Annotated in this window: 25 protein-coding genes and 1 tRNA gene; 12 read left to right on the top strand and 14 right to left on the bottom strand. The window is 37.1% G+C overall.

Going from position 1 to position 25,548, the window contains the following annotated elements; translation table 11 throughout:
• Window positions 1-32: 32 nt before the first annotated feature.
• The 7 genes from H5183_RS14850 to H5183_RS14820 all read right to left on the bottom strand — a co-directional run bounded on the left by H5183_RS14850 (window position 33) and on the right by H5183_RS14820 (window position 7,214).
• Window positions 33-872, bottom strand: coding sequence for a hypothetical protein (locus H5183_RS14850; protein ID WP_182732046.1), 840 nt, complete (start codon window positions 870-872; stop codon window positions 33-35).
• Between the two features lie 94 nt (window positions 873-966).
• Entirely contained in the window at window positions 967-1,557 is a 591-nt protein-coding gene (locus H5183_RS14845; RefSeq protein WP_149982672.1) for an RNA methyltransferase, read from the bottom strand.
• A gap of 49 nt (window positions 1,558-1,606) precedes the next feature.
• Window positions 1,607-2,425, bottom strand: coding sequence for a nucleotidyltransferase domain-containing protein (locus H5183_RS14840; RefSeq protein WP_182732045.1), 819 nt, complete (start codon window positions 2,423-2,425; stop codon window positions 1,607-1,609).
• Window positions 2,412-3,680, bottom strand: a complete 1,269-nt coding sequence (locus H5183_RS14835; protein ID WP_182732044.1) for a multifunctional CCA addition/repair protein — start codon at window positions 3,678-3,680, stop codon at window positions 2,412-2,414. The genes H5183_RS14840 and H5183_RS14835 overlap by 14 nt, the downstream gene beginning before the upstream one ends.
• A 37-nt stretch (window positions 3,681-3,717) precedes the next feature.
• Window positions 3,718-4,758: an RNA 3'-terminal phosphate cyclase gene (gene rtcA, locus H5183_RS14830; RefSeq protein WP_182732043.1), complete on the bottom strand. Its 1,041-nt coding sequence runs from the start codon at window positions 4,756-4,758 to the stop codon at window positions 3,718-3,720.
• A 10-nt stretch (window positions 4,759-4,768) separates the two neighbouring features.
• Window positions 4,769-5,992, bottom strand: coding sequence for an RtcB family protein (locus H5183_RS14825; protein WP_182732042.1), 1,224 nt, complete (start codon window positions 5,990-5,992; stop codon window positions 4,769-4,771).
• 52 nt (window positions 5,993-6,044) lie between these two features.
• The gene (locus tag H5183_RS14820) at window positions 6,045-7,214 is read right to left on the bottom strand and encodes a slipin family protein (RefSeq protein ID WP_182732041.1); all 1,170 of its coding nucleotides are present in this window, start codon (window positions 7,212-7,214) and stop codon (window positions 6,045-6,047) included.
• A gap of 499 nt (window positions 7,215-7,713) precedes the next feature.
• Between H5183_RS14820 and rtcR the strand changes: the two genes are divergently transcribed.
• From rtcR to H5183_RS14800, 4 genes are all read left to right on the top strand, one after another.
• Window positions 7,714-9,324: an RNA repair transcriptional activator RtcR gene (gene rtcR, locus H5183_RS14815; protein ID WP_310736587.1), complete on the top strand. Its 1,611-nt coding sequence runs from the start codon at window positions 7,714-7,716 to the stop codon at window positions 9,322-9,324.
• A 254-nt stretch (window positions 9,325-9,578) separates the two neighbouring features.
• Window positions 9,579-9,655, top strand: a tRNA-Ile gene (locus tag H5183_RS14810).
• Between the two features lie 225 nt (window positions 9,656-9,880).
• On the top strand, window positions 9,881-10,630 hold the full coding sequence (locus H5183_RS14805; RefSeq protein ID WP_182719235.1) for a hypothetical protein: 750 nt from the start codon (window positions 9,881-9,883) through the stop codon (window positions 10,628-10,630).
• A 142-nt stretch (window positions 10,631-10,772) separates the two neighbouring features.
• Window positions 10,773-11,459 carry a hypothetical protein gene (locus tag H5183_RS14800; RefSeq protein WP_182732039.1) on the top strand — a complete coding sequence of 229 codons (687 nt, stop codon included), beginning with the start codon at window positions 10,773-10,775 and terminating at the stop codon, window positions 11,457-11,459.
• Between the two features lie 41 nt (window positions 11,460-11,500).
• Here the strand turns inward: H5183_RS14800 and H5183_RS14795 are convergent, their stop codons facing one another.
• Together H5183_RS14795 and H5183_RS14790 are read right to left on the bottom strand one after the other, a co-directional pair.
• Complete coding sequence (locus tag H5183_RS14795) at window positions 11,501-12,382, bottom strand: site-specific integrase (RefSeq protein WP_182732038.1); 882 nt, start codon at window positions 12,380-12,382, stop codon at window positions 11,501-11,503.
• Entirely contained in the window at window positions 12,375-12,596 is a 222-nt protein-coding gene (locus H5183_RS14790) for a hypothetical protein (protein WP_182732037.1), read from the bottom strand. The genes H5183_RS14795 and H5183_RS14790 overlap by 8 nt, the downstream gene beginning before the upstream one ends.
• A gap of 493 nt (window positions 12,597-13,089) precedes the next feature.
• Between H5183_RS14790 and H5183_RS14785 the strand changes: the two genes are divergently transcribed.
• Window positions 13,090-14,010: a hypothetical protein gene (locus H5183_RS14785; protein WP_182732036.1), complete on the top strand. Its 921-nt coding sequence runs from the start codon at window positions 13,090-13,092 to the stop codon at window positions 14,008-14,010.
• Window positions 14,011-14,033: 23 nt separating this feature from the next.
• Here the strand turns inward: H5183_RS14785 and H5183_RS14780 are convergent, their stop codons facing one another.
• A complete protein-coding gene (locus tag H5183_RS14780) occupies window positions 14,034-14,315 on the bottom strand; it encodes a helix-turn-helix domain-containing protein (protein ID WP_182732035.1) in 282 nt (93 codons plus the stop codon).
• Between the two features lie 114 nt (window positions 14,316-14,429).
• Here H5183_RS14780 and H5183_RS14775 point away from each other — a divergent pair, with 114 nt between their 5' ends.
• The 6 genes from H5183_RS14775 to H5183_RS14750 all read left to right on the top strand — a co-directional run bounded on the left by H5183_RS14775 (window position 14,430) and on the right by H5183_RS14750 (window position 18,753).
• Window positions 14,430-14,639 (top strand): hypothetical protein, encoded by a 210-nt coding sequence (locus H5183_RS14775; protein ID WP_182732034.1) that lies wholly within the window; start codon window positions 14,430-14,432, stop codon window positions 14,637-14,639.
• A gap of 77 nt (window positions 14,640-14,716) precedes the next feature.
• Window positions 14,717-15,094: a hypothetical protein gene (locus H5183_RS14770; protein ID WP_182732033.1), complete on the top strand. Its 378-nt coding sequence runs from the start codon at window positions 14,717-14,719 to the stop codon at window positions 15,092-15,094.
• A 517-nt stretch (window positions 15,095-15,611) separates the two neighbouring features.
• Window positions 15,612-15,812: an AlpA family transcriptional regulator gene (locus H5183_RS14765; RefSeq protein WP_033032042.1), complete on the top strand. Its 201-nt coding sequence runs from the start codon at window positions 15,612-15,614 to the stop codon at window positions 15,810-15,812.
• An 8-nt stretch (window positions 15,813-15,820) separates the two neighbouring features.
• A complete protein-coding gene (locus H5183_RS14760) occupies window positions 15,821-16,618 on the top strand; it encodes a replication initiator protein A (RefSeq protein ID WP_182732032.1) in 798 nt (265 codons plus the stop codon).
• A 458-nt stretch (window positions 16,619-17,076) separates the two neighbouring features.
• Window positions 17,077-17,319 carry a hypothetical protein gene (locus H5183_RS14755; protein ID WP_182732031.1) on the top strand — a complete coding sequence of 81 codons (243 nt, stop codon included), beginning with the start codon at window positions 17,077-17,079 and terminating at the stop codon, window positions 17,317-17,319.
• A 72-nt stretch (window positions 17,320-17,391) separates the two neighbouring features.
• Complete coding sequence (locus H5183_RS14750; protein ID WP_182732030.1) at window positions 17,392-18,753, top strand: hypothetical protein; 1,362 nt, start codon at window positions 17,392-17,394, stop codon at window positions 18,751-18,753.
• Between the two features lie 52 nt (window positions 18,754-18,805).
• On the opposite strand, the gene H5183_RS14745 is transcribed toward H5183_RS14750, so the two are convergent.
• Window positions 18,806-20,122 carry a tyrosine-type recombinase/integrase gene (locus H5183_RS14745; protein WP_182732029.1) on the bottom strand — a complete coding sequence of 439 codons (1,317 nt, stop codon included), beginning with the start codon at window positions 20,120-20,122 and terminating at the stop codon, window positions 18,806-18,808.
• A 1,068-nt stretch (window positions 20,123-21,190) separates the two neighbouring features.
• On the opposite strand from H5183_RS14745, the gene H5183_RS14740 reads away from it, so the two are divergent.
• A complete protein-coding gene (locus tag H5183_RS14740; RefSeq protein ID WP_182732028.1) occupies window positions 21,191-21,958 on the top strand; it encodes an EAL domain-containing protein in 768 nt (255 codons plus the stop codon).
• Here H5183_RS14740 and arsJ read toward each other — a convergent pair.
• The 3 genes from arsJ to H5183_RS14725 all read right to left on the bottom strand — a co-directional run bounded on the left by arsJ (window position 21,952) and on the right by H5183_RS14725 (window position 25,140).
• On the bottom strand, window positions 21,952-23,181 hold the full coding sequence (gene arsJ, locus H5183_RS14735) for an organoarsenical effux MFS transporter ArsJ (protein ID WP_182732027.1): 1,230 nt from the start codon (window positions 23,179-23,181) through the stop codon (window positions 21,952-21,954). The genes H5183_RS14740 and arsJ overlap by 7 nt on opposite strands.
• A 6-nt stretch (window positions 23,182-23,187) precedes the next feature.
• A complete protein-coding gene (locus H5183_RS14730; RefSeq protein ID WP_182732026.1) occupies window positions 23,188-24,198 on the bottom strand; it encodes an ArsJ-associated glyceraldehyde-3-phosphate dehydrogenase in 1,011 nt (336 codons plus the stop codon).
• A 99-nt stretch (window positions 24,199-24,297) separates the two neighbouring features.
• Window positions 24,298-25,140: a metalloregulator ArsR/SmtB family transcription factor gene (locus tag H5183_RS14725; RefSeq protein ID WP_182732025.1), complete on the bottom strand. Its 843-nt coding sequence runs from the start codon at window positions 25,138-25,140 to the stop codon at window positions 24,298-24,300.
• Between the last annotated feature and the right edge of the window lie 408 nt (window positions 25,141-25,548).

Below are 25,548 nucleotides of genomic sequence, written 5' to 3'. Positions count from 1 at the left end.
TTTATTGAATAAAGTAGGCTGGAAATACTAGCCTACTTATTTATAGTGATGACATTTTCTCGTCTTTTTAATTTTAAGTTATAGTTTTTTAGCTTTTTACCATTAGAGGAGATAGTGATGTAACCTTGAAGTTCACATGTGTCATAAGCACTATTATCAATTGAAGATAAAATATCAGCAGTAGCATATATCGATGCTGTATTTTTAGTGACGAAGTCTAGTTTATTCAGTTCAACTCCATCACACCAAAGATCCCTAGTTTTAGGGTTAATTGAAAGATAACTTCCTAAAAACCATTCTATATCCGATGGTAAAAATCCAAGGCTAGTAGAATCAGTTAAGCCTTTTTCAATAACGTAAAGCCCAGCGGCTATTATTCTTTCGTGACGTCTTACATCGTTTTTTAATATGCGTTGGCAAGTAAATCTACGCTGTAAACTTTTTGAAAAATACTTCAAAAACTCTACGTTGGGATCCGGCTCTAAAGTAGTTTCACGAACAACTTTATCCTCTAAAATAACCTCTAATTTAAGATCCGAAACGGTGTATTGTTTATAACCATTGTATTCACTATCTAATATTACTTTTGGCAATAGCCCAACAAGCTTTTCCTCTGGTAACCCAATAAGCGGCTCACCATAAATACAAAAGTCGCTAGATGTGATTTTTATACGATTTAGCCTAAATTCATAGAATGAATCGAATTCAAGCTGTAAACCTAGTGTGTCATAACACCAAACTTCATGTATGGAATCATCTTCTTTAGCAGTCTGTTTTTTTGTTTGTTTTGGTTTACCAATAATTGATTGAACGTCTATTTGACTCATACCGAAAGTAATATTGCCAATACCGAATAAAGGATAAATTTTCATTTTAATTTAGCTAGGTGCTAAAGAAAGTTTTTTAAGATAAACCAATTTACCATTTAACTTTTTATTATCAATAGAAATTACGATTTAGACATTGCTAGGGTTTTCTATGGGCCCGTTTATATTTAGCTTGATATTCGCGGCGCTGCTTTGTGATTTCATAAAGAACTATGCCGGTAGTCGTTGCTAAATTTAGGCTCTCAATCATACCGAACATGGGAATTGAAATACAAAACTCACTGTTATCTACAACTGTATCACTTACACCTCGTGATTCGTTACCAAACCATACAGCTAACTTCGGTTGAGTATAATCCGCCTCATGAAGGATTTGATTTAGTTTACCCTTAATGTGTGGAGAGGTTATTACTGATACAAACCTATTTTTTTGCAGATGCGCAAAGCATTCTTCTGTACTATTAAAGCGTTTAACAAAAGTCCACTTTGAAGCTGAGACAGAGATTCTGGATAGTGATTTTCGCCCTCTTAATTCTTCCCAGTCATCAGACAAAGAATGTCGAGAATCAACAACATAAATCTTTTCAACACCAAGCGCATTTGCATTACGAATGACTGCGCCTATATTTTTAATATCCATAGGATTTTCTAGAACCGCGATTAAATTTTTACATTGGTATGCTTTAATTTCATCTGCTCTTTGGCGAATAGTACTCTTTGAATCATTCATATCTCAGTTCTCCTAAATGAGTCTAATGTTTATTTACTTTGAGTAATACTTAGTTGGACTCAAGCACTTCAACAAAAAATTGATTTAATTCTTCAAAATCGACGTCTCTTGTTTCAAATTTTGATGTGTAGTTTTCGTGTCTCGCTAGTTCTGACTCAATAAACTCATTAATCACTGGCACGCTTTTAATATACTCTTTCTCTAAACTGACGCGTTTTGATGCCAGCAGTGCCGATATTGCCTGATTAAGCTGGGTATTGTCCGCTACTAACTTACGTAAAGTATCGAATTCGATAGGTGCCGGCTCGTTATATTTTTCAAGCCACATAATTGCTAATAAAGGCCTTAAAACATAGAAATACTTTTTCAGGGGGACTTGCTCTTTTTTAAGATATTCACGGAAATTGCCTTTAGCCATATGCAAGTAGTGATAAATTCCTCGTGTTGATGACGCGATAAGTGGCAGTAATTCGCGCGCTTTTGTTGCAAAGTGGTGGTCATCTACATACACAATGGGTGATTGTAGCCACTCGATAAACGCGGGGTTAGATTTATAAAATAATTTTAGGGCTTTGCGAATATCCCAGCCGTTTATATCTATTTCATCGACGATTGGGTATTCAATCACGTCGCGTTTATCTTCAAGGTTTACTGCTAAATACCAGTCTGTTGGGTGCGCGTAAATAAATCGCACGTCGTAATCGCTGTTAGGAGATTCAAACCCCCACGCTCTGCTACCTGACTCTATCGCGTAAAGTACCTTAACATTGTGCTCAGCTTCTGCGGCTTTTATTCTGCGTAGTATTTCAGTGTGAATATCTTTGTTGATGCGCTGATCTACCGTATTTTCTTGGTTATTTATTTTCATGGTGTAACTCTTTATTTTTTAATTCGGTTAGGCAATCGCGTAAACAATTTATTTCCGCTTCTCGCATTGCTGCACCAATTAGCGGGCCGCTTTTACCTCTTGAAATTGCTTGTTGTACTATGGCTTTTCTGTCGAGTTGCTTTAATGCATTTAATAGTGACTGCGCTAATTGGAATTGTGGATAATCTTTATTTACAAAGTCTTCGCCCCTACCTTGCGCATCACATAAACACGCTTGAAGAAACTGTAAAAAACGGTGTGGATGTTCAAGCGCATTCATTTTTTCAACAATGAGTTTGTGTACTTTTTTAGGTGTTAGCTCAAATAATTTGTGACAGCGGGTGTGGTTATCACTTGTTAAAACTGCCAGCGCTTTTAATTTATTCGGTACTTTTAAGCGTTCGCAAAATTCATTAATTACCTTAATACCTCTTTGCTCATGACCAAGTAAATTCCCATACTGCTGATAGCAATAGGCTTTGCCAAAGTCGTGGGTGAGGGCGGCAAAGCGTGTTTCAATATCAAAACCTAAATCAGCAGCTCGCTTTAGTACCAGCATGGTGTGAATGTAAACATCCCCTTCAGGGTGGTGGTTTTTAGGTTGAGGGATACCTTGCATCGCTTCAATTTCAGGAAATAGCCCTAAACCATTAAGCGCTTGAAAAAATAACTGCGGATGTTTCTCGCTCAATGCTTTTTCGGTCTCATTCCATACACGTTCGGGTACTAAGTTCGCAAGTTCGCCGCTTTCTTTTAGTTTGTTCATAAGCGCTTGAGTGTCTGGGTGTATTGACCATTGCTCACCAAAGCGGGCAAGAAAACGTGCAATCCGTAACACGCGCACGGGATCCTCTGCAAAAGCGGCGGTGGTGTGCCTGAGTATTTTGTTTTTTAAATCCGCTTGACCATTAAACGGATCGATAATATTGCCTTGATCATCCATCGCCATTGAATTAATGGTTAAATCGCGCCTAGCTAAATCTTCTTCTAACGTTACCGAGGTGCTGGCATCCACTGTAAAGCCCGTATAGCCTTTGCCATTTTTTCGTTCAGTACGGGCAAGAGCATATTCTTCTTTTGTTTTTGGGTGCAAAAAAACCGGAAAATCACTGCCAACAGACTGATAACCTAATGCGATTAAGGTGGCAGGTGTTTCGCCTACTACAACATAATCTTTGTCTTTTGAATGATGGCCCAGTAATGAGTCTCTCACTGCTCCACCGACTAAGTAGACCTTTTTTAGTTTATTATTCATTACTTTACCGCTGTATTTTTAATCCTGTTTAAGTGTCTTATGCTAGTGAAACATGCCACAGGCACTGTGTTAATTGCTTTAACTGTATCTCTTTTCCTAATATGTGTTTAATAACATTTATATTCGTTATTGTATGCAAGCTAGGTTTAGTTGTTGTAAAGCTGCCGCTTCCTGCCAATGCAATGGGCAGTAATAATTGGTCGGCTAAATACTCTTCAACTGCCGCCTGAGATTGAATAAATACATTGACTCTGCCTGCTGCGCGTTTTGCTACATTTTGTGCTGATAATCCTTTTTCTCCCCTGACCTCAAAAACAGAACGATGCGTTTCACTATCAATACCTAATTGAAAACTGTTACCCGGGCCTGGGGTGATCACGTTTTGCACAAGGCTTGGTGCATCGTGCCAATTGAGTACTTTTTTAGCTGTGTTAATTTCGCGCTGCCCTATGCTTGATGGCAGTGAGCTTACTAGTGCCGTTAGAGAGCAATTACTTGTTTGTTTAGCAAAGTGAGCACCAGCAGTAGTTAACTTAATTGGCTTAAGCTTTGTTGTTGGTTGAACGCTTATTTGCCACTTTCCACCGCCTGCAGGATAAAACCCGAGTGTTGCTGTTTTAATCTGGCAATCAACACCCATGCGTTTTAGTATGGGCAAAAATGACTGTTCTAAAAAGTACAAAGAAGGCGACATTCCATTATGTGTGCCGCCTTCAAATGTGACGGTTGAGCAGTTTGGTGCCAGTGCCAATACAGGTAAAATTGTTTGGCATACCAATACGGTGCTGCCTGCGCTACCAATGGCAAAATTAAAGTTACCGGCTTTTATTTTGCCTGGCGAAAAGCGAATATGCGTTGAGCCAAGTTCAACTCCTTCAATACTGGCATCACAAATCTCTTGTGCCGCCAAAACACATGTAAGGTGTTGACGTAATAGCCCTGTTTTGTTTCTGCCGGCTCTAATATTAAACAGTTCAATTTTTTGTTGGGTTAAAATAGACAGGGTAAGGGCGGTTCTTAATACTTGGCCGCCGCCTTCACCTTGTGAGCCATCTATTTTTATAAATTCTGTGGTCATATAATTATCTTTATCCTTTTACACAAACAATTTGTTTTAAGGTATATACCACCTCAACCAAGTCTTTTTGCGCTGCCATTACTTTTTCAATATCTTTGTATGCGTGAGGGATTTCATCAATAACTGCTGCATCTTTTCTGCACTCTACGCCTTGTGTGGCAGCAATTTGATCTTCAACGCTGTACACCTTTTTGGCTTTTGTTCTAGACATAACCCGGCCTGCACCATGGCTACAGCTATTAAAGCTTTCAGGGTTTCCTAAACCACGAACGATAAAAGATCGTGCGCCCATATTACCTGGAATAATGCCCATTTCCCCTTTTTCGGCTCTTACTGCCCCTTTACGTGTTACAAAGCAGTCTTTACCAAAGTGATGCTCACGAGAAATATAATTATGATGGCAATTAACCGCGAGCTCATGGGTTGAGAACGCAACGGGTATTTGCTTTCGTAATGCTGCTATGGCATTAAACATCATAATTTCACGGTTTTTGGCGGCAAAGTCTTGCGCCCATTCAACCGCTTCAACATAGTCATCAAAAAAATCACTGCCTTCTTCAAGGTAGGCTAAATCCATATCGGGTAGATTGACTTGATGGCGCTGCATTTCTTTTTTAGCTAACTCAATAAAATATGTGCCAATGCGGTTACCCACGCCACGGCTGCCAGAGTGCAGCATGATCCATACAGTATCGTGCTCATCTAAACACAGTTCTAAAAAATGATTGCCAGTTCCCATGGTGCCTAAGTGATGAACGTTGTTGCTCTTTTTTATTGCTGGGTGTTTTTCACAAATAACTTCAAACCGCGCCTGTAACTTAAGCCATTCACCCGCCACTACATCGGGTATGTTATGCCATGCACCTCTGTCGGCTTTGCCTCTATTGCTAGTTCTGCCATGCGGGACTGCTGACTCAAAAGCATGTCTAATCGCCAACAAGTTATCAGGTAGCTGGCTTGCTGTTAAAGTTGTTTTAGTGGCGACCATTCCACAGCCAATATCAACACCCACTGCGGCGGGAATAACCGCATTAACTGATGGTATAACACTGCCAATGGTTGCACCTTTACCTAAATGCACGTCTGGCATCACCGCAATATGTGAATGCACTAAGGGCATACGTGCAATATTGTTTAGTTGTTGTTGAGCTTGCTCTTCAAAAGGGACGCCTTTGGTCCACGCTTTAATTGGTACACTACCTTGGTTTTCGATTACGTTATAATTTTTACACATTCGTTTTTTCCTCAATTCTTTTCATTATTACTTTTTGCGTAATGCTTTCTGGTTAGGCTATTTTTATTGCGCCGTTCATTAATCCTTCTAATCCACCGTACACGGTCAGATTGTTTATTCGTTCGGCGACTTTTTCTAATGCTTCCAGCTCTTTTAAACGCATTAGTGTTGGGTTGTTTTCAATCATTTTTGCAGTGTTATGTAAGCTTCTGGTTGCTGACGTTTCTTCGCGTCTTTTAATTACATTGGCTTCTGCTGCTTTTTGCGCTTCAACTACTTGGTTTAATATTATTTTCATTTCACCTGGCAAAATAATGTCTTTTACCCCGACATTCTCTAGGGTGATACCAATGTCTCTTAAAGACTGTGCAACCAGCTCTTTTACCGTTTCATTTACGTACAACTTATCCAAAAGGATATCATCGAGCGATTTTGTGCCAACGGCTTCACGTAATGCTAACTGCAAAGCTTTGTAGACAAAGTCATTCACGTTATCAACGCTTCGCGCTGCAAGCTGAGCGTCATGTACTTTAATATTGGCACTCAAATTAATGCGTAAGCTTACGCGGTCTTTACTGAGGATCTCTTGTCCTGAGATCTCGAGTAACTGCGTTCTGCAATCAAAGTTTTTTAATTCAATCTCATGATTAAATTGCCAAAAACCATAATGACCGGGTGTTAATTGTTTTAGTAGCTGACCATTTACATACAGTAAACCAATGTGCTCTTTTGCTACGTATAAATCAGCAATTGGCTTAACCGCAACAGTACGATCACTTTTAATTAAACGTGACGCTGTATTTGCGCCAGCACGGTTAATTAAAAAAAGCGTTTTATCATCTAGGGCTATTTCTTCGTCGATAGATACTTTCTCTAGTCGAATATCACCCGCGTCTTGCCATAGATATAATTGTTCGCTAGGTGCGACGATCCCTTCAAGTAGGTCATTAACGTACAACAGGCCCACTTCCGTGTTACTTAGCTTACAGTGAAAAATATGTTCATTTAGCTGTGGATTATTTCGATACAGCCTTTCAGCATTTTGTTCTGAAAAGTAGAGCGTGTTTATATCAAAATACTCAAACGATAATTCATTTTTAAAATCCCAACGTTTATGTTTTCCAGGTGTGAGTACATCTATTAGTTGTTGATTTTTGTACACAAGCACTCTTTGGTTTTCAGTGATCTCGACTATTTTTTGAAATAATTTTTTGCTTAACATTTTAAATTCCTTATTGTTTTTACTTCCCTTAAATTAAGGGGTTAGTAAGAGTTAAATACTTGTTTAATAAAAGCCCAAAACTGCATAGCGATGGGGAGCGTCCAGCTTGCCACCGTTCATTCGTCTGAGGCGTTTATCAAGCATTGGTAATAACGACTTACTAACGTCTTTATATGTATGTTTAAGATGGGATTCGAACCCAAGGCAGACGGCGAACCGCTGCTCCACCAATTTAACTTTTCAATGTTGTTCGATTAGGAATACGCGGCAACAGTGTTGAGCGCACCAGAGTGACTTTTTGAATCACATCCAATTAATCAGACTCCTAGGTAATTACAAGTCATGTGCCAGTTTTGTTTAAATATTTTCATTTGTTTTTAAGTTGTTGTTTTTAAGGTTTAAATTAATTAACTTTGTGTATTTCTAGCTGTTGCGCTTGATAGATTTTTCGTTATTTTGTATTGTTTTGTGTAGTGTTTTTATCTATATGGATACAGTTGTGAAAGATACAGTAGTCGTTAGCTTAATTGGTACGCAGTTAGATTATGTCGGTAAGAGAGTTGATCGGTGGGCTAAGTGGCGGCCTAATATAAGTTTATGTAGTCAAGATAATCTTATCGTTAACCAGCTACATATGCTGCATGACAATCACAGTAGTCGCCTTGCTAATAATGTTGCAGTGGATATTGAGTCTGTCTCTCCTGAAACTAATGTGCAGTTGCACCAGCTTAATTTTAGCGATCCGTGGGACTTTGAAGAAGTGTATGCCAAGCTCTTTGATTGGTGTTCACACTACACTTTTGATACTGATAAAAACGATTACTTATTTCATATCACAACGGGTACGCATGTTGTGCAAATATGCAGTTACTTGCTTACAGAAAGCCGGCACTTTCCAGGGCGTTTGATTCAAACATCACCAGATCATAATAACAATAATAAATCTATAGGGCGTATACAGATCATCGATTTGGATTTATCTAAGTATGATCAATTAGCTACGCGGTTTGATATTGAGCATCAGCAAGGTAAGGAGTTTTTAAAAGGCGGTATAGAAACTAAAAATATTTTCTTTAATCAACTGATCACACAAATAGAAAAAGTAGCAATTCGCTCACACGATCCCATGCTTTTAACTGGGCCTACTGGGGCGGGTAAGAGCCAGCTTGCAACTCGTATATTTCAATTAAAGAAAAAGCGTTCAATGTTAAAAGGCACGCTGGTTTCTGTAAATTGTGCCACTTTAAAAGGCGAGAATGCCATGGCTGCGTTATTTGGCCATACGAAAGGGGCTTTTACGGGGGCCCAGCAAGCAAGAGATGGGTTTTTATTGAGCGCACATGATGGCGTACTTTTTTTAGATGAAATCGGCGAGCTAGGTTTAGAAGAGCAAGCAATGCTGCTGCATGCACTTGAAAATAAAGTTTTTCATCCAGTTGGCAGTGATACACTTATACAAAGTAATTTTCAGCTAATTGCTGGTACCAATAGAGACCTAAAAAAAGAGATAGCTCAAGGTTATTTCAGAAGTGACTTGTTTGCTCGTATTAACCTGTGGGCATACGAATTACCAGCACTGAAAGATCGAAAAGAAGATATTCCAGCAAATATTGATTACGAAGTTGATCTCTATACTAAAAAAATGGGGGATCGCGTGCAATTTAATAAAGAAGCTAAAAATGCCTTCATTGGTTTTGCCACTTCAAACGAGGCATTATGGACTGGCAACTTTCGTGATTTGAGCTCTGCAATTACAAGATTATGCACATTGGCTGATTCTTCACGTATCACAGTAGAAGATGTTAAAGATGAAATAGCTCGCTTAAAGCAAGCTTGGTATCCGCAAAATCAACAGTTAGCGTCGACTGTCCTTTGTGATTATCTTGAAAATACTCAGATAGAAGAGTTAGATAACTTTGATATTAATCAGCTTAGCCACGTACTTACTACCTGCCAGCGTCACAATAGTATGGCATCAGCTGGCAGGGAGTTATTTAACGTAAGTCGCACGCTTAAGTCTAAAGCTAACGACTCTAGTCGCTTGCAAAAATATTTGAATAAATTTGGTTTGAAGTGGAGTGATATCTCCTCTAACTCAAAGCATAGTTAAAAACTATGGGTATGTAATGAGTTAACGGATATCAACAACGTTAAATATCCAGAGAGTTGTAATAGCTTAACTCTTTAATTATACCTTTTGCGACTACTATTTAAGCAGTTAGCTTATTGATTGTTAAAATAAAGGTTTTTGCTAGTGACAAGCCAGTAAAAACTTTTTATACTGCAACCCGCTTTAGTCGCTTAGGTGGTTAAACGCTTCAAAAATTTAGCTTTGTTTTTTAAAAAAATAAGCTAGTACAAAATGGCCCCTTAGCTCAGTTGGTTAGAGCACACGACTCATAATCGTTAGGTCCCCAGTTCGAGTCTGGGAGGGGCCACCACTTTTACACGCTTTCCAAGTAAATACCTACTAACCGAAATTACCCTGTGCTACCTCTGTGCTACTTTTTACTATAAATCAATTATTAAAAATAGTCCTATCATATTAATTGATATTGCAATTAATATCTTTAAAGTAAGCATTTGGTCTCTTTTTAATAGAGCTAACTAAAAAGGATTCATTGCAGTCATTATTTTATTGGCTGTTAAAGCATATGAGGCAATATATGGATAATGGCTATACCCTACTGATTTCTATACTAAGTGGTTTATTTGGAGCCCTAATATCAGCTTTCTTGAGTTTTAAAGTTAGAGTTATAGCCCAAAATAAAATAAAAAAGGACTTAGAACATCGTATTGCTTATGTTTATGTATCTCAGTTAAGTTTTTTGGTTGCTGCAAATGCATGGTTACAATCTTTTTTTGAGAAAATAGAAGCTCAAGTAGACACTCCGATCCCTGAAAATGAGTTTACTTTTTCACACGCGATATCAATTATTTTTGAAGATATGATTAGAGAAAACAATAGTCATTCATACGAAAATATAGTTGGTTTTGAGGGATTAGTAGAGCTTCATATTGACAGCCTAACAAAGACTTATCTGACATTTGAACAACAAGCTGAACTCCCGAAAGATGCTCTTATCTTTTACCAACGTTATGAGAAGAAGCTAAAAAATGTTGTTGTAATTATTAAGCAATTTAGCTCGTACCTTTCAGATAAAGAGCAGTTCTTAAAGCTTGATGCCATTCAAATTTATCAAGCAATCGAAAATATTAAACTATTTCTTGATTCAGCAGGGTTGCTGCGTACAGCAATGATTAAGTTCGGGAAAATAAATCAAGCTGAAGCTAACTCAATGCTTGAGCAACAATTACAAACTATTGAAAAAGATATTTTAGTAGCAGGTAAAAATAAGGTGCAACTATCAAAAGCAAGAGAATTTTTAATTAGAGAAGGGGCAATTAAAAAGTGAAAGATATCAAGCCCAAGTTAATGTTACCTTGAAATCAATGTTTTATGTTGTCCATAAAAACTCTATTGATTATAAAGAGCGGCTGGTAAGTAGCGACTGAATATGCACACGATTGAACTTTTACAGTATTTTTGGAGATAACATGACATTGTTTTGGGCTGCTATTAGTGCGGTTTTAGTTTTTTATTTTAGGGAGTCAATAAAAGTTGCACATCAACAGCGAAATATAACATCAAAACTTGATGCTTATTTGGTTCACTGGTCTTTGAAAATAATAGAGGGTGATGACACTGTCTTTAAGTTATCTAGTGTAGGTTTAAGCTGGGCTGAAAAGCATCAGAATTGTAATAGCATTGAAGAAGTATTAAAAATAAATGAAGAGTTCAAAGTAAAACTTCAGGAAATGAAAAGTGAGTTATTTTTAGAAGGTGTATTTGAAGAAGTGATCTCGAGTGCTAATCAGAAAGTGAAAAGCAGTGGGCTTAGCTTAGATCAAATCTCGAAAATGCTAACAGAGTATCGTCGTGATTTTATAGACGGAAAGTTGTACCCAAGCGATAATGACTTATCGGTACTCACTCCATCAACGGCTAGGTTAGCTATATCCTTAAAGCTTAATATAATATCTATACTTGAGGGGTTGGTGATATTATTGGTTAAGATTGAAAAAGCTCCAAATCAAATGGAATCAAAAGATGAATTATTTGATTTATATATTTGCTGGCTTAAAGTTGTTCGAGATAAGCACTTATTGATCAAGTCAAATCGAGAGCTACTGTCTGAAGGGGTATTTAGGATTGCCTGTAGTAACTTCATTTCTGGTTTATGAAGCTGGGCTCAAAAAACTGATCAATTAAGTGTTATTACGTATTACCTTAAATAAACCTCAGTAATTTCAGCTCTGAAGTGGCCTAGCTCTTGCGACACAGTTTCAAGAGCAATAGCTCTCGCTAACCCCAAGCTTTTTAGTTCTGCCATTCTCTCTTGTGCATAGCTGTGTCTAAGACCATGACCGCCATTAGAAAAAAAGAGTGTGCGACTAGATGCTTTAGAGAATGAGCACGACCATTTATGGCCACCGCCAAGATCGTAGCGTTGCAAATAGTTAATTTCCCTGTCACGAACGGTTATAGGCTGTGCTAAGCGCCTTTCTTCTAACTTTGTAGCTAATGCGTTAGGTATTAATACATCGCGGACAAGGCCGCCTTTACCTTTCACTGTATAAATACAACCTTCTCGACCAAGCCATTTACTGTTTAGCGCTGGGCGGCTATCAGCTTTACGCTCTGATACTTTGGCAATTGTTAAAAGCTCATGTGCTCTTAACCCTGCGGCATAGGCTATTTGTGTTGATAAATTATACTTTCTAGTTTGATGTTCGCTGATTGCGAGAGCTTGGGCTGGAGTGTAGGCGCGAGACTTTTCGATTTTATCTTTTTCGGACCTTATTACTGTCAGCGTTTCTTTTGTGCTTAGTTTGCCGTTGAGTTTAAACATAGCTTGAATTGCTTGCCGTTCCATATCCAGCGTTTTTTGACCTACAAACTCACTGCGGTAATCAAGGTATTTATAAGCATCTTGAGTGCTCATCCCTTGCACACCATTGATGCCAATATCCTTTGACCACCGAGCTATTTTAATCAGTGCAGTTTTATAACTTCGAGCAGTACCTAAAGATTTAATAATTTTGTGCTTAAATAAGTTTTTAGCTAGCTTTTCCGCTTGCGTTTCTGGTTTTGCGAACTTAGGCATTTTTATCGACCCACCGTTTTACAGTTGTCCAATGTGCTCTCATTCCTTTACGCAAAAGCCATCTTTGTAGGTTGGCTATATTCGTACCTTCTTCGTAAAGAGCTAAAAGTCGTTGTTTATGTTTATCTAGCTTGGATGACTTAAATCGTTTTTTACTGATCAATTTTTTCTCATTTTTTAGGCGCAATGCTTCTGCTTTAGCATTAAAGGTCATAGTTATTCTCCGGTGTGATTGTAAGAAAAACTGGCTGATAAAGCTCAGCGGCTAACGCCTATTCGCCCCTGTTTTACGCATGCGTAAGGCTCGGACTGATCGCGCCTAAAAATCAAAAGACTTGGTTTTATGATGAAGCTGAAAGCTTCTGAAGTGGGGGTTACAGAGAATGTAACAACGTGTTGAAGGCAGCAGAAAAGCGCCTGTTTTCTTCAGGCCCGAAGGGCTTGATTAATATTTAGATTAGCAGCTTTAATTTAAATTTCAATCTGCAAATAAAAATCTGCGTGTAAGATGCTCAAGAGTCCATCCCCCGCTATGTGCAAGCCTATTTTAGGCTTCTACATAGCGGGGGATGGGCGAAGCCCAGAAAAGAGGAGGCGATTGCTCATGATGCCTCAATTTTAAATATTTAAATTGTAGTTCCATCTAGCAAGAGAAGTACATATGATGTAATTTGCACTATTAAAAGCTTTAAATTACTGAGAATAAAATGGATTTTCTAAAAAATAATTTTATACGAGTTCCTATATTGTTATACCTAGTTGGTTTTGTTGTACATAACTCATATTTGGCAAGTTATGGTAGTTATGAATTTGAGCTTGTAGAAGCTAGGTATATGCTTACTGGATTTGGTTCAGTTTTTATTTTTACATCAATGTTCCTGTTTGTGTTTTATAGAACGAATATCTCAGATGTTTCTAAAAGTTATGAGCCCAAAATTTTGTTCCCCTGGTTACTGAGAATTTCATCGATACCAGCAGGAATATACAGTATTTTGCATAGTGCTGATTTTTTAGAATTACCTTTCTCAGCATTTGGCGCTTACATGAATTTTGGTATTTATATCTTCTATAGTAGTTTTTCTTTGTTAGCTATAGAGGTCATAAGAGGAAAGCGGTTTCAGTCAAAGTTGCTTAAGATATTAATCTATATAATTACAATCCCTTTTATAGCTCTTCTTTTCTTTGCAAGCAGTGAGAGTGAATTATTGAGTCAGTACTCAAAGTTTACTTTGTATTTTTTCTTAGGTGCTTATGGTATAGCGATTTCTCAAGATGATGAAAAAAAGGGTGTGCAGCTTAATCATTTAGATCTGGACTCAGATCCGAATCATGAAAAATATTTTTCTCTAATGTTTGCTCTTCTTTGCTTGGGATATGGCCTTTTTCAATTTATTTCTATTTATTCGAATCATATTTACCCTTATATACCAACTGCTTTGGGTGGCTCAAAAGTAATTAATGCAACACTTTATCTAGCTGACTCAAAAGCTAAAGTTAAAATTATTCAAGAAGGTCATAATTGGTTTCTAATATACAATGAAAAAACTTCTACCATTGAGAAAATTAAATCATCAGAAATTTTAAAAGTTAAATATCATATGGATAAGCTTCCTAAGCTTTTAAAATAAAATATTAATTAGTAAAAGTAATTTTAGGTGTTATCCAATGCTTCACCATAATGTTCTAGAATAGCTTCTGCTAATCCATTCTCAATACAATACAAGTAAGCAGTAGGCACTTCTAAAATATCAGCAAGTGCTTTTACTGTTTTAAAGTCTGGTGCGTGTACGCCTTTTTCGTATTGGTTCATTCTTGCCGATGCCGCAAACTCATCCATGCCAGCTAAAATCCCTAACTGTTTTTGTGATAGCCCTTTGGCTTTTCTAGCCTTTTTTAAGCGCTTTGGAAATGGTGATTCGTCATTAGTTTTCATTATTTATAGTTCTTAGCTTGAAAACTAAGAGTTTCTTAGCTTTAATGAATGTTTGATACTAAGGAATGCTTAGCTTTTAATTTGACATGCCAAATTGGGTTTGGAGGAATGAATATGCTTGAAACGTTTGTGTGTGTATTGGTCGGGGCTATCTACTTGCTGGTAAGTATATTTACAAGTGATGAGCAGTTGTCGAACGAAAACGAGCAACTAGATCAATTGAATGATGGTATGGGCAATATTATCGCTGATGGTGAATTTATGTCGCGTGAAGAAGCTGAAGATGCACAATCACGTGGAGAGCTTTACGACACCTATTACTAGTAATAGTTAGGCATGCCTAACTTTAAAGAATAGGGTAGTGAGCAAAATTAGGCATGCCTAATTTCAGGAGTAATGTAATGCTACTTTTAGATCTATACAAAAATGTTGAGCTAAGGCCATTTATACCTGTAGTAGCTGAGTTTCAAAGCCGCCTAGCTGGTATCGAAGCTGAATGTGAGCCATTAGGACTATCATTTGAAAAAGAAGTGCAGTCAGAGCAGGAAATCTTTTTTGCTTTGATTTCTCAGAAAGCACTGGCTTTCGATATAACAAATGAAATAGGTGAGGTTTGGGATATTAGGTTAGAGTCTTTCAGTCATTTCAAATCTCGAAGCAAAAAAATCACTTTCCCCTTCATGGGCTGTAATGAGCAGAAGCAACAAAGTATTAGTGAGTGGACTATTGCTTTGTGTAATTGGGAAGGATCTTTTCTATACTCAAGTGCAAAGCATTAGCTGAGATTGCAGTTATGACATTATACGAATGGTTTCAAATGTGGATTTTAATGGTGTTAGCGATTCGCGCTACTCGACGCTACGACAAGCTGAAAAATGACCTTTTCACAGCAATTAAAGAAGGCAGGATTTAAACATGGCTCCTGTACTCGCTGGTTGCGCTCTGATTCTAAGTCTTGTGATCTTCTTCGCTACTTTGTTTTATCTTAAATGTAAGTGATATTACGTAGACCTCTCCAAAAGCCTACTTAAAAAGATTATCAAGAAAATTTTTTTGTAGGCCTTTTTACTAGCTAACTCCAAATCTAAAAAATAATACATATAAAAATCAGTTATTTAATTTTATTGATAACTAAATTAAGTTACTTTTCCTCTAAACTGTTAAAAACCCCCCGAAAGTTACCCCTGTTTTTCAAGGACAAGCTTCTTACCACTTAATTACCATTGTCGCTCAACTAATTAATAATGTGTTGAGCTAATAATTGAGCTCAACGCTTACGCTTTGAGGTCAATAATAATGGAAAAGGTATTTTATCGTTCAGAAGAAGTAGCCGACTTACTTTTTATCAGCAAACAAGCTCTTTTTAATCAAATCTCTAAGAACAAACAAGGCTGTGGAAATTACCCATTACCACCGCATATTAAAATTGGCGCTCGATTACTTTTCCCTGTTGAAGATTTTCACAACTGGTTAGCTTCTCAACCAAGAAACAAGTAACGCTAGCTATGGCGCATTTTGAATGCAAAATGACTCATGTCAATTTGAAATCAGATATGTTTTCAATGGTGTGGCCTGTGTTTGCATTAGACGGCAAGTCTAAAGGTGTTTTGGATTTTTCATATAAAGGCGTATCGATAAAAATCGTTCCAAGCGTCCTGGGTCGAGCAACCATCAAAGATAAAGAAATACTCATTTATTGCTTAAGCCATATCATGGCTGCAAAAAATGCTAAGTTAGAGCTTAGTAACACGGTTCGCTTCAACACCTATGATCTCCTAAAGGCTACAGGGAGAGGAACATCAGGAAAAGAGTATAAACTTGTTGAAAAGGCTTTATATCGACTCGCAGGAACTTTAATCACTACTGATTATAAGTTTAATGGCCGAAGATTTTTGGAAAGTATGGGCCTCATCGAAGGCTTTAAGTTAATCGAAGGTAGTGGTTTAAGTTGTTGGCAAGTAACACTGCCCGATTGGCTCATTGAGACGGTTGATGACAATGATGTATTAACATTACATGAAGATTACTTTCAATTATCCAAACCATTTGATCGCAGACTTTATGAAGTCTGCCGGAAGCGCTGTGGTAGACCTTCTAAGCAAGTTATCAAGTTAGATAATTTACGAGAAAGGATCGGTGTAAGACTACCGCTATCAGCCTTAAAGAACCGTATCCAAAAACTAAAAAAAATTTTAGATTATCGACTTAGGGTTGAGAGCGATAACGTACTCATTTTTCGCGATAATGAAAGTGGCAGAAGGCAGCTTGCAAAGTTTGAAATTGCACGTTTACGAAAAGGGTAACAGCCAGATAAGTGTCGTACTTTTGATTTTGGATAGTATCGTACTTTTGATCTAAATCATCGTACTTTTAGTTTTTCTCAGTCGTACTTTTGAATTTTTTTCTCTTCTGGAAGCGCTGTAGTTACAACATACTTGAAGTTCTAAATGGAGGGAACCGTGAAACGTATTTTAAATATAGAAATAAACACAATCATAATTTAAGTGTTTTTTTGTAATATCGGTTCATTAGCCACTACTGATAAAAAAATCTTTTTTTATCAAAGAATAGAATTTCTAGAATCAGAGCGTCAAACTGCAAATAAAGAGACTAATTGAGTGAAAAAAGAGCGCCTATATTGATCTTTGAATTGGTATGCTGTTAATATCTGCATCCTGGGTATATAAAATTTTATATTTATTTTATTGCTTAGGACGATAGTTCCGACTAATTTTAGTACTGGACGATAAAAGGATAAACTATGTACATTCTATACACATTGATTGCTTTCATTGGCTTAACTATTGCCTTGAACCAAGCTTTTTCTATTTTTTCGGATAGCAAACAAAGAAATAAAATGAAAAAAGTCGAAAGTAAATTAGGTAAGGCTGGAGTTACACCTTCTGGATCAACCTTATCTCATGGTATGTATATAGACCAAGATAGCGGTGAGCTGGTTGCTGACCAAAAACCGTCAGCTGTATGGTATAAGCGTCTAATATAAAAATAAAATAGAATTTTGATGTAGCAAAGCTCACCTTGGGTGAGCTTTTTTGTATTTAGGAATTATTAATAAATGGATTACACTCATATAGGCTGGATTCCCTGCATTAACGGCCATTTGGATTATGGGTTAATGTCACCAGGCATTTCTGGAAGTTTTACAAATAAGAAACTACAAGATCCCAAAACTACTAAAATAAATTATGGTTTTTTGAAGCAGTATGACCATCATGCTCGCAGAATAATATTGCAGTCAAAGTTAGATTGGAAAGATTCTAATACTAAAGGTTGTGATGGTCGGTTTAGAGTAATAGTTGTTGCTGAAACTAATGAATCAGAAAACTTAGATGAAAGAAACTTACAAGGTAAGTTATTTATTTATCCTTTGGCTCAAGAACCAAAATTAACGAAGGATGGAGAGAGTTCTCTCCCTTGGTTTGAACACATTCATAAAGCAAAGCCTTTGCATAAAAAAATTTCCAGTAAGTTAACACCAGCTGAGTGGGAAGGTATTCAAACAGACTTGAATCGACATTATAATTCTGTCGTTAAAAATCTATCAAAAAACTTTGATAAATATATTGAACAGCATTTTTATGAAATCAGTTTTAGTGTAGATCCTCGCGGTTTCACAAAGTTAAAGTTAACTAATTCTCTATCTAAAGTAGCTGAGAATAAAGCGTATTTAGCAATACGACAGGCTTTTTATTATATAAAGTACTCTTTGCACTCTCATAAACATCATTATATTGAAGAAGACTCTTTAACCACAATAGTTCCCTATGAAGCGGAATCTCCAGATGCTGTGGGTTTAAAGTTGTTAGGTCAGCTTAAACGAGAGTTAACAAGTATTAAGAGAACTTACTCTAGCGGCGGTCAAAAAGCTTTTGGTGAAGAGCAAGGGATTATTTCATATATGAACTCTTTATGCGCATCACTTAAATCGGCTAGATATTTAAAGCCATCTACTTACAATAGGGAAAAAGAGTATTTAAATTCGCTGTCTAATTCGTTTTATGTCCAATCAGGCAAACGAGATAGAAGAGATAAGAGCGAGTCTGATATTAGATCAAATTATAGAACATATGTCGCTTGGGCGTTTTCTTTAGTGAGTATTTTATGGCTTGTAGTTATAAAGGGATTTGTTAAATATCCAGATACAACTAAGTTTGAAGTTCCAGGTGGGTTGCCTTTGCAGCTAATTTTAGTAGTTGTATTTTTGCTTTGCTCCGTTTATTTGTACGTTAACCTTGTTAAGCGAAAAGTTGAAAATACACTTAATACTGAAGGGCTTATTGCTTGGGTAGAAAAAAATTATATCGTTGAAGATAAAAAGTTTCGTCGTAATCAGCTAGTGCGTATATTCAAAGCTGTAGCTACGGTTATTGCTACTGTACTAGTGATTGTTGCTTTAGATTATGCTGTCAGTCATTAAGCTTGTAGTGTCAGCTAATAGCTCTAGAGCTATTGGCTGACACTTCCCAATTTTAACTTAGCAATGTGCTCATAATCTCAACTTTTTGTTCCCTAGTTAAGCTTGCTAACAGACTTTTCATTTCACTGATTTTATTTTCTGGCTCTCGTTCAATCAAACCAGCATATTTGGCTATTGTTTCTGTTACTTTTTCTGCGGGCTCTTTAAGCTCCTCAGCGGTTAAAATTAAATAGCCAGCAGTTACATCACTTTTATCTGTAATATGGTTTAGAAGGCGTTTCAGGAGGTACCCTGATACTCCGCTACTCTCAGCCATTGATGTAAATGTTCGACGCAAATCATGCGAAGTGATTTTTACTCCTGCAATTTGGCATACATGTTTCAACGTTTTTTTAGGATCAGTGAGGTAGCCCTTTTTACTATCTGCCCCAAACACATAGTCAGATACTTTATATTCTTTACGTCGATTAAATATCTCAGCTAATCGATCTGTAATAGGGAACTCGACATCTAAGCCATTTTTTGTATCTTCTAAAATGAATATCTTATCTTCAAGGTGTACTTGTGACCATGGGAGTTGCAGTAGCTCAGACCTTCTCAGGCCTGAAAAGGTTAAAAACTCCAGATAATCACAAAAACCGACACGACTATTTTGACGATATTTAGCAGCTTCATTTCTAACTTCATATAATGCGTCTATGAATGGTTTTAGTTGTGAACGACGTAGTCTTGTTGTTTTACGCTTTACATTATTCCAGCTTCGTTTTTCAGAAAGTGTATCTACAGGGTTTTCTGGAAATAATGAGCGACCTTCTGAAGACTTGTATTCAGCTTTAGCAAAGTTAAATAAAGCACGCATTAGGCGCATGGTATAATTTGCTTGAGCAGGGCTTCTTGAGGTTATTTCTCGCTGGCGCTTTAAAATCATTGTTTGATTAATATCGGCTAGGCGCTTGTTATGCCAATCCGATAGATAGCAATCTATTTTTTGTTGATAACCTCTTTCAGTTATAGGCTTAAGATCTCTAGATTCGATGTATGAATCAAAGGCTTCTTTCAAGGTAATTGAAGCCGCTCTAAATTGGCGCTTAAGGTCGTTAGGGTTTATGCCCTCTGCGATATCTGCCATTACTTTACGAGCCATTCGCCTTGCATCATCAAGTGCAATTGATGGAAAGTAACCAAGGGTGACATTAATCGGGGTGTCTCGCCCTGGTATCTTTTTATAAACTCTAAATGATTTTTTACCAGCTAAGCTCACATCTAAAATGAGTCCTGACAATAGATTGTCATAATAGCGAGTGCGTTTACCGTTTGATTCGATCTTTTCAAGCGACAATTCTGTGAAGCGAAATTTTGTGTCTGACATATGGTGCTACCTCTGTGCTACTTTGAACGTAAAATTTAACGTTCTGAAATACATAATGATTTATGCATCAGAGGTAGGGTTTATTCAATAACCCTATGATATAGCTATGAAAATTAGTAAATAGTTATATCAAAAAGTAACTCGTAGTAAGTTCTTGTTTTGCAACTCATAATCGTTAGGTCCCCAGTTCGAGTCTGGGAGGGGCCACCACTTTTACACGCTTTCCAAGTAAATACCTAATAAACAAAATTACTCAGTTGTTCGTTTTATCAATACGATATTTACGCTTTGTTATTAAATAACAATCCTGAACTTGTATTACCTGCAGATGTAAATAAGCTATTGACTAAGGTTGAGACATTTTTTCTAACCGTTAACTGTATAAAACTTAATTCATCATCTAATTGCTTATTTAGCTCCGTTAATTGCTGTTGTTGCTGTGTTTTAGATAATGTTTCGTCATTTTTTACCGTTTTTATTTTATTCTGTAGTTGATCTATGTTCTTTAGAGTTTGTTCCTGCGAAGTTTCCTCAGGCTGTTTGGTTTCATCATCTTCTTTACTGTCAGTGTTCGCAATATTTCTGTTTTCAGAAGTGCTTGTTTTATCATTCTAAGACTTTACATCTACGTTGCTTGTAGTCGATTGTGTATTTAAATTATTTTGCTTTATATTATGTGATTCAATTTGTATTTGTGGATGAAAAGCATTCAACTTCATAAAGTCCTCTACGTGATAAAAAATTGACTGATTTTAGTTCAGGTCTGAATAAATATTTTTATGCACTTTTCGTTCCAAAAATAGGGTCTGTATTTTTAAGATTAAATATTACTAATTAAAGGTTATGTTAATGGCATTTAATGCTATTTCCTTAAAGGTGTGATAATTTGCCTCAATATTTTGGATACTTTTTTGTAAAAAATATTCTCATCAGTTTAGCTGTTGACAAACAAGCTGTTTGTTTTAAAAGTTCTCGAAGAATTACTCCTTGCTGTAATTCTGTAAGATTGATTGCGGTGTTGTAAAATAACAACTAACCTTAAGATAAAAGATTGGGGAGGTTTAATTAGTGAATGATAAATCAATGGAATGCGATAGAGTGTTGTGTAGCAATTGCACGGATGAAGAAAGCCTTGGTTTTGATTTTACAATGGCATTTCAACCAATTATAAATTGCCAAACTAACTCTATTTTTGGTTATGAGGCACTTGTTCGTGGTTTAAATAATGAATCTGCGTATTCAGTTATTTCTAAAGTGAATGATGCTAATCGTTATACTTTTGACCAGCTATGTCGCATTAAGGCAATTGCATTAGCCGCAAAACTAGGCGTTGATTCGATGTTAAGCATTAATTTCTTACCTAATGCTATTTATAAGCCAGAACGCTGTATTCGTACTACATTAGAAGCCGCTAAAAAATATAATTTTCCTACTCAACGTATTATGTTTGAGTTTACTGAAGTTGAGAAAATAGAAGATAGTGCTCATATAAAGCGAGTGGTTGAGTATTACCAGTCGTTAGGTTTTACAACAGCCACGGATGATTTTGGATCTGGTTATTCAGGACTTAATTTATTAGCCGATTTTCAGACTGATATTATTAAGTTAGATATGGAGCTTATTCGCAATATAGATTCAGATAAAGTACGCCAAGCAATTGTGACCCATAGCTTAAATATGTTTCGTGATCTAAATATCACTCCGCTAGCTGAAGGGATAGAGACTCTTCAGGAATATACTTGGCTAAAAGCAGCGGGCATAGAATTAATGCAAGGCTATTTATTTGCAAAACCAGGTTTTGAGAGTTTACCAACGATTGATTTTAATGACTATTGATTACTCTTTGGTAACGCGAGCGATAACAATGCTGCTAGGGCAATAAAGCAGCTTGAGATCCACAAGCAAGCTTCTAGCCCGTGTTGTTGATATACCCAGCCCGAAAGCACTGTGCCTAATAATCTGCCCATGGCATTTGCCATATAGTAAAAGCCCACATCAAGTGACACGCCATCACTATCAGCAAGGCTTACAATTAAATAGCTATGCAATGATGAGTTAATCGCAAACACCGCACCAAATATCAGTAAACCGATAATAACGGATGCTTGTATATAAAAGTCAAAATGCAGAGCTAAGGCAATAATGGCCGGTATAGCTGTTAAGTAACTGGCCCATAAAAAAGCGCTACGGCCACAGGGCACCTGAACTGATTTTTTTCCTGTACTCATTATGTTTGTAATATAAGGCGCAAAAGACTGCACTATGCCATAACCAATAATCCAGCATGCCATAAAGCCGCCAACCCACCAGTGATCCCAGGCAAATGTAGCCGCTAAAAATACCGGTAGCGCCACAACAAACCAAACATCTCTGGCGGCAAATAAAAATAGTCGTGCCGCAGAAAGTACATTAATTGCTTTGCTCTTAGAGAATAGCTCACTAAATTTGGCTTTATTTTTAGCTTTGCCTAAATCTTCTTTTAATGCGAATACACTAAATAGCCAAACCATAGTGAGCATGCAGATCATGATTAGCATTGCGCCATGAAACTCTAGCAAAGTCAGCAGTACACCACCTAAAAAGAAGCCAACACCTTTTAACGCATTTTTAGAACCCGTTAAAATAGCCACCCATTTGAAAAGCTGGCCTTGCGCGTCTTTTGGTACTAGTAACTTAATAGCGCTTTTGGCGCTCATTTTATTCAGATCTTTTGCGATCCCTGAAAGCGCCTGCGCAGCCATCACATAAATTACGGTGAGTGTATCTACAGGTGCCATAAGCATTGCCAAAGACACAATTTGTAATGCTAAGCCAATGTTCATGGTTTTATTCAGGCCGAATCGAGCTCCCAGCCATCCGCCCACTAAATTGGTGATCACACCAAAAATTTCATAAAACAAAAACAACATAGCAATACTAAGTGGGCTGTAACCTAATTGATAAAAATACAGCACCACGAGCATCCGCAATGCGCCATCAGTTAAAGTAAATGCCCAGTAATTACCGGTAATGATCAAATATTGTTTTATTTGTGGGGAGAGTGCTGTGAATCGATCCACGGTTAATTATTCCTTGTCAGCTAGACCAACTTTACGTACCAGTTCCGCAGTTCGGTTCGCGTAGCCCCATTCATTGTCGTACCACACATAAAGTTTTACTTGAGTGTCGTTGATCACCATGGTTGATAGCGCATCAATGATGCTGGAACGAGGATCGGTTTTGTAGTCAATAGATACCAGTGGGCGTTCTTCGTAGCCCATAATGCCTTTTAGTTCATTTTCAGCAGCATCCTTAAGTAATTTATTTACTTCAGCAACGGTTGTACCGCGCTCAAGTTCAAATACACAGTCAGTAATTGATGCGTTAGTTAGCGGTACGCGAATAGCATGGCCATTTAGTTTACCTTTTAACTCTGGAAATATATGCGTTATTGCAGTAGCTGAACCAGTTGTAGTGGGGATCAAACTTGTGCCACATGAACGTGCACGGCGTAAGTCTTTATGCGGTGCATCAATAATTGTTTGGGTGTTGGTTATGTCATGAATGGTGGTGATTGAGCCATGCTTGATGCCAATCTTTTCATGAATAACTTTTACTACTGGTGCTAAGCAGTTAGTTGTGCATGATGCAGCTGTAATGATTGGGTAAATCTCTTTATTATAAAGGTGGTCGTTTACACCTATTACTACATTTAAAATACCCTCTTCTTTTACTGGTGCTGTAACAACAACGCGTTTTACACCTTGATCTAGGTAAGCTTGCAGTAGTGCCTTGGTTTTAATTTTACCCGACGCTTCAATAACGACATCACAGTTTGACCAATCAGTCTGTTCTGTTTTAGTGTTTTGCGTAAAAGCAATTGTTTTACCATTAATTATAATAGTATTTTCAGTATGACTTGCTTCGTGATGCCATTTACCGTGTACTGAATCAAACGTCATTAAATGAGCGAATGTTTCAGCATTACCGCCTGGATCGTTAATATGGACAATTTCTATATCATGCCAATCAAATGCTGCGCGCATTGATAATCGGCCCATACGGCCAAAACCATTTATACCTACTTTTACTGTCATAATTACATCCTGATTAATTGTTGGGTTGTAAGTGCGGTAAAGCTAGCGCTTCATTACGTTAGCCAATGTTAAATTGTGCTGTGTTTATTAAAGTTATCGTTAACTGCAAAAGCTCACTTTATTAGGTCGTTTATGCATAGTCGCTAATCGCTTAAGGCTGTTGATGATCAGATGGAGATTACTTTCAGTGGTTGTACTAATAATCGTCTTGCTCCATTGTGGCAATCTTGGATTAATTTGGTAAAACACCCATTGTCCGTGCTTTCTATCTGTAATGATGCCGGCTTTCTTTAATACGGCTAAGTTACGCGATACCTTTGGTTGGCTTTGCTCTTGCAGTGCTACCATTAATTCGCAAACACATAACTCGCCATAGTAGTTGGTTAACATTAAAGTTTTTAATCGGATCTGATCAGTTAAGCATTTATAAAATATGCTTGGATCTATCGATAACTCGTTATCTTGATCTGAGATGGTACTACTACATAGTGGCACATACTGATGTGATTGCAGGTTATTAATATTACCGTGTACGTCAATAAACATATCCAGTCGTTTATCAAGTTCATAGAGGGTTGCGACAAAGGGCTCTAAACCTACCATTACTTTTGGATCTGCAATATCCCACGCAAGTTGCAACAGTGCGCCTTTATAAGCTCTGCATTCATTGTTTGCTCTTTCACATAGCGTAATAACATAATCAAAAGTCTTATCTGTAAACTCAGCTATATGTTTTGCGCTGAGCTCAGTTATCGGCAAGTTAAACTTTTGCAAACAATTAATTGTTCTAGGATCAATATCTTTAGGAGCGATCCCAGCACTATAAACATCAAAAATCTCTCCCCCTTTATTTCTCAGTAATACTTCTGCCATTTGTGAACGGGCTGAATTCTCAGTGCACAGAAAGAGCACACTTTGCTTTGAGCTATTACTTTGGGACATGTAAATTAAATATTCTGACTGACAATATCCATTAAGTGTATATATGAAATTTCATATGTACAATACTAGTGTTATTAATATCAACGTATATGAATGTGAAACCCTATTTTAGAAGGATTGAACAATAGCGATTATCTATTTTTTAGATGTGTTTTTAAGCATCTTGGCTAAAAAGCAAGCGTAAGGCATGTTTTTTATAGTTTTCTTTAAAAAACGCTTGCGTAAAATTCGCCGCGCCCTATAATGCGACCCACTGAGACGGCAGACAGCAACGCTTAGCGAGGCAAGAGTTAATCAGTTAGTCGAGTAAAACTTAAGTTTAGATTTTTAATAAAGTTTAAAATTAAGTGTTGACAAAAAAATAGGAAAGCGTAATATGCGCAGCCCTAGCGAGATAAAGTTTAACTT

Source organism: Pseudoalteromonas sp. SR44-8 (assembly GCF_014163635.1).
Taxonomy (GTDB): domain Bacteria; phylum Pseudomonadota; class Gammaproteobacteria; order Enterobacterales; family Alteromonadaceae; genus Pseudoalteromonas; species Pseudoalteromonas rhizosphaerae.
This window is presented reverse-complemented; position numbering and strand designations above follow the sequence as displayed.

What these genes read in the sequence shown, in the direction of transcription:
- H5183_RS14850 (WP_182732046.1), bottom strand. Translation starts at nt 872, where the DNA reads ATGAAAATTTATCCTTTATTCGGTATTGGCAATATTACTTTCGGTATG.
- H5183_RS14845 (WP_149982672.1), bottom strand. Translation starts at nt 1,557, where the DNA reads ATGAATGATTCAAAGAGTACTATTCGCCAAAGAGCAGATGAAATTAAA.
- H5183_RS14840 (WP_182732045.1), bottom strand. Translation starts at nt 2,425, where the DNA reads ATGAAAATAAATAACCAAGAAAATACGGTAGATCAGCGCATCAACAAA.
- H5183_RS14835 (WP_182732044.1), bottom strand. Translation starts at nt 3,680, where the DNA reads ATGAATAATAAACTAAAAAAGGTCTACTTAGTCGGTGGAGCAGTGAGA.
- rtcA (WP_182732043.1), bottom strand. Translation starts at nt 4,758, where the DNA reads ATGACCACAGAATTTATAAAAATAGATGGCTCACAAGGTGAAGGCGGC.
- H5183_RS14825 (WP_182732042.1), bottom strand. Translation starts at nt 5,992, where the DNA reads ATGTGTAAAAATTATAACGTAATCGAAAACCAAGGTAGTGTACCAATT.
- H5183_RS14820 (WP_182732041.1), bottom strand. Translation starts at nt 7,214, where the DNA reads ATGTTAAGCAAAAAATTATTTCAAAAAATAGTCGAGATCACTGAAAAC.
- H5183_RS14805 (WP_182719235.1), top strand. Translation starts at nt 9,881, where the DNA reads ATGGATAATGGCTATACCCTACTGATTTCTATACTAAGTGGTTTATTT.
- H5183_RS14800 (WP_182732039.1), top strand. Translation starts at nt 10,773, where the DNA reads ATGACATTGTTTTGGGCTGCTATTAGTGCGGTTTTAGTTTTTTATTTT.
- H5183_RS14795 (WP_182732038.1), bottom strand. Translation starts at nt 12,382, where the DNA reads ATGCCTAAGTTCGCAAAACCAGAAACGCAAGCGGAAAAGCTAGCTAAA.
- H5183_RS14790 (WP_182732037.1), bottom strand. Translation starts at nt 12,596, where the DNA reads ATGACCTTTAATGCTAAAGCAGAAGCATTGCGCCTAAAAAATGAGAAA.
- H5183_RS14785 (WP_182732036.1), top strand. Translation starts at nt 13,090, where the DNA reads ATGGATTTTCTAAAAAATAATTTTATACGAGTTCCTATATTGTTATAC.
- H5183_RS14780 (WP_182732035.1), bottom strand. Translation starts at nt 14,315, where the DNA reads ATGAAAACTAATGACGAATCACCATTTCCAAAGCGCTTAAAAAAGGCT.
- H5183_RS14775 (WP_182732034.1), top strand. Translation starts at nt 14,430, where the DNA reads ATGCTTGAAACGTTTGTGTGTGTATTGGTCGGGGCTATCTACTTGCTG.
- H5183_RS14770 (WP_182732033.1), top strand. Translation starts at nt 14,717, where the DNA reads ATGCTACTTTTAGATCTATACAAAAATGTTGAGCTAAGGCCATTTATA.
- H5183_RS14765 (WP_033032042.1), top strand. Translation starts at nt 15,612, where the DNA reads ATGGAAAAGGTATTTTATCGTTCAGAAGAAGTAGCCGACTTACTTTTT.
- H5183_RS14760 (WP_182732032.1), top strand. Translation starts at nt 15,821, where the DNA reads ATGGCGCATTTTGAATGCAAAATGACTCATGTCAATTTGAAATCAGAT.
- H5183_RS14755 (WP_182732031.1), top strand. Translation starts at nt 17,077, where the DNA reads ATGTACATTCTATACACATTGATTGCTTTCATTGGCTTAACTATTGCC.
- H5183_RS14750 (WP_182732030.1), top strand. Translation starts at nt 17,392, where the DNA reads ATGGATTACACTCATATAGGCTGGATTCCCTGCATTAACGGCCATTTG.
- H5183_RS14745 (WP_182732029.1), bottom strand. Translation starts at nt 20,122, where the DNA reads ATGTCAGACACAAAATTTCGCTTCACAGAATTGTCGCTTGAAAAGATC.
- H5183_RS14730 (WP_182732026.1), bottom strand. Translation starts at nt 24,198, where the DNA reads ATGACAGTAAAAGTAGGTATAAATGGTTTTGGCCGTATGGGCCGATTA.
- H5183_RS14725 (WP_182732025.1), bottom strand. Translation starts at nt 25,140, where the DNA reads ATGTCCCAAAGTAATAGCTCAAAGCAAAGTGTGCTCTTTCTGTGCACT.